Origin of the sequence: Nocardia brasiliensis IFM 10847, assembly GCF_000710915.1 — a bacterium.
GTDB classification, from domain to species: domain Bacteria; phylum Actinomycetota; class Actinomycetes; order Mycobacteriales; family Mycobacteriaceae; genus Nocardia; species Nocardia brasiliensis_A.
This window is the reverse complement of the sequence record NZ_BAUA01000001.1, coordinates 1-2,942: the sequence shown is the minus strand read 5'-3', so window position 1 is coordinate 2,942 and position 2,942 is coordinate 1. Positions and strand designations below refer to the sequence as shown.

Genomic DNA, 2,942 nt, shown 5'->3' with positions numbered 1-2,942 from the left:
CCCGAGTAGCAGCGGGCCCGTGAAATCTGCTGTGAATCTGCCGGGACCACCCGGTAAGCCTGAATACTCCCTGGTGACCGATAGCGGACTAGTACCGTGAGGGAAAGGTGAAAAGTACCCCGGGAGGGGAGTGAAATAGTACCTGAAACCGTGCGCTTACAATCCGTCAGGGCCTGCGAGTGACTTGTCACTGTGGGTGATGGCGTGCCTTTTGAAGAATGAGCCTGCGAGTTAGTGGCATGTGGCGAGGTTAACCCGTGTGGGGTAGCCGTAGCGAAAGCGAGTCCGAATAGGGCGTTTGAGTCGCATGTTCTAGACCCGAAGCGGAGTGATCTACCCATGGCCAGGGTGAAGCGACGGTAAGACGTCGTGGAGGCCCGAACCCACTTAGGTTGAAAACTGAGGGGATGAGCTGTGGGTAGGGGTGAAAGGCCAATCAAACTCCGTGATAGCTGGTTCTCCCCGAAATGCATTTAGGTGCAGCGTCACGTGTTTCACGCCGGAGGTAGAGCTACTGGATGGTCTAGGGGGCCTACAAGCTTACCGAAATCAGCCAAACTCCGAATGCCGGTGTGTGAGAGCGTGGCAGTGAGACTGCGGGGGATAAGCTTCGTAGTCGAGAGGGAAACAGCCCAGATCGCCGGCTAAGGCCCCTAAGCGTGTACTAAGTGGAAAAGGATGTGGGGTCGCGAAGACAACCAGGAGGTTGGCTTAGAAGCAGCCACCCTTGAAAGAGTGCGTAATAGCTCACTGGTCAAGTGATCCTGCGCCGACAATGTAGCGGGGCTCAAGTACACCGCCGAAGCCGCGGCATTCACACTTAACACCGGTGTGTCCTTACGGGGGCGCATCCAGTGGTGTGGATGGGTAGGGGAGCGTCGTGTCACCATGGAAGCAGCGGAGTGATCCAGCTGTGGAGGTGACGCGAGTGAGAATGCAGGCATGAGTAGCGAAAGACGAGTGAGAAACTCGTCCGCCGAATGACCAAGGGTTCCTGGGCCAGGTTAATCCGCCCAGGGTGAGTCGGGACCTAAGGCGAGGCCGACAGGCGTAGTCGATGGACAACGGGTTGATATTCCCGTACCCGTGTATCCGCGCCCAATGGCGAATCAGTTGTGCTAACCATCCAAAACCCAAGAGACTTCCTTCGGGAAGCTGGAGGGGGCTGCATGGGACCCTGGCTGTAGTAGTCAAGCGATGGGGTGACGCAGGAAGGTAGCTGGGCCAGTCAGTGGTTGTACTGGTGTAAGCCTGTAGGGCGAGACGTAGGCAAATCCGCGTTTCATGTAGCCTGAGAGGTGATGCGTAGCCGATTGAGGCGAATTCAGTGATCCTATGCTGCCGAGAAAAGCCTCTAGTGAGTTGGTACACGGCCCGTACCCCAAACCGACACAGGTGGTCAGGTAGAGAATACTAAGGCGATCGAGAGAACTGTGGTTAAGGAACTCGGCAAAATGCCCCCGTAACTTCGGGAGAAGGGGGACCCGGTCTGGTGATGGCACTAGCTGCTTGAGCTGGGTTGGGTCGCAGAGACCAGAGAGAAGCGACTGTTTACTAAAAACACAGGTCCGTGCGAAGTCGTAAGACGATGTATACGGACTGACGCCTGCCCGGTGCCGGAAGGTTAAGAGGACCGGTTAGCGACCTTCGGGTTGCGAAGCTGAGAATTTAAGCCCCGGTAAACGGCGGTGGTAACTATAACCATCCTAAGGTAGCGAAATTCCTTGTCGGGTAAGTTCCGACCTGCACGAATGGCGTAACGACTTCTCTGCTGTCTCAACCACAGACTCGGCGAAATTGCATTACGAGTAAAGATGCTCGTTACGCGCGGCAGGACGAAAAGACCCCGGGACCTTCACTATAGCTTGGTATTGGTGTTCGGTACGGTTTGTGTAGGATAGGTGGGAGACTGTGAAATCGGCACGCCAGTGTCGAGGGAGTCATCGTTGAAATACCACTCTGATCGTATTGGACTTCTAACCTCGGACCATGATCTGGTTCAGGGACAGTGCCTGGTGGGTAGTTTAACTGGGGCGGTTGCCTCCTAAAATGTAACGGAGGCGCCCAAAGGTTCCCTCAGCCTGGTTGGCAATCAGGTGTCGAGTGCAAGTGCACAAGGGAGCTTGACTGTGAGAGCGACAGCTCGAGCAGGGACGAAAGTCGGGACTAGTGATCCGGCACCGGCAAGTGGAAGCGGTGTCGCTCAACGGATAAAAGGTACCCCGGGGATAACAGGCTGATCTTCCCCAAGAGTCCATATCGACGGGATGGTTTGGCACCTCGATGTCGGCTCGTCGCATCCTGGGGCTGGAGTAGGTCCCAAGGGTTGGGCTGTTCGCCCATTAAAGCGGCACGCGAGCTGGGTTTAGAACGTCGTGAGACAGTTCGGTCTCTATCCGCCGCGCGCGTCAGAAACTTGAGGAAGGCTGTCCCTAGTACGAGAGGACCGGGACGGACGAACCTCTGGTGTGCCAGTTGTTCCGCCAGGAGCACCGCTGGTTAGCTACGTTCGGAAGGGATAACCGCTGAAAGCATCTAAGCGGGAAGCCTGTTCCAAGATGAGGTTTCTCACCACCTTCGAGTGGTTAAGGCCCCCCACAGACCATGGGGTTGATAGGCCAGAACTGGAAGCCCGGTAACGGGTGTAGGTGACTGGTACTAATCGGCCGAGGACTTACCAACAAAGAAGCTACGCGTCCACTGTGCAGTATCTGAAACAACACACAGACACTGCAGCAGACACTCAGTCTGCCAACCCCCTGTTAGGTGGGGGTTGGTTGGGTGGTTGTCAGCGCTGCTGTGTGGATAGTTTCATAGAGTTACGGCGGCCATAGCGGCAGGGAAACGCCCGGTCCCATTCCGAACCCGGAAGCTAAGCCTGCCAGCGCCGATGGTACTGCACTCGACAGGGTGTGGGAGAGTAGGACACCGCCGGAACATCC

2 rRNA genes are annotated in these 2,942 nt (G+C 56.4%); both read left to right on the top strand.

What is annotated here, in order from left to right:
• A 23S ribosomal RNA gene (locus NBRGI_RS00010) occupies nucleotides 1-2,682 on the top strand; the annotation flags it as partial.
• Nucleotides 2,683-2,820: 138 nt separating this feature from the next.
• Nucleotides 2,821-2,937: ribosomal RNA gene (rrf, locus tag NBRGI_RS00005) — 5S ribosomal RNA — on the top strand.
• Nucleotides 2,938-2,942 lie beyond the last annotated feature (5 nt).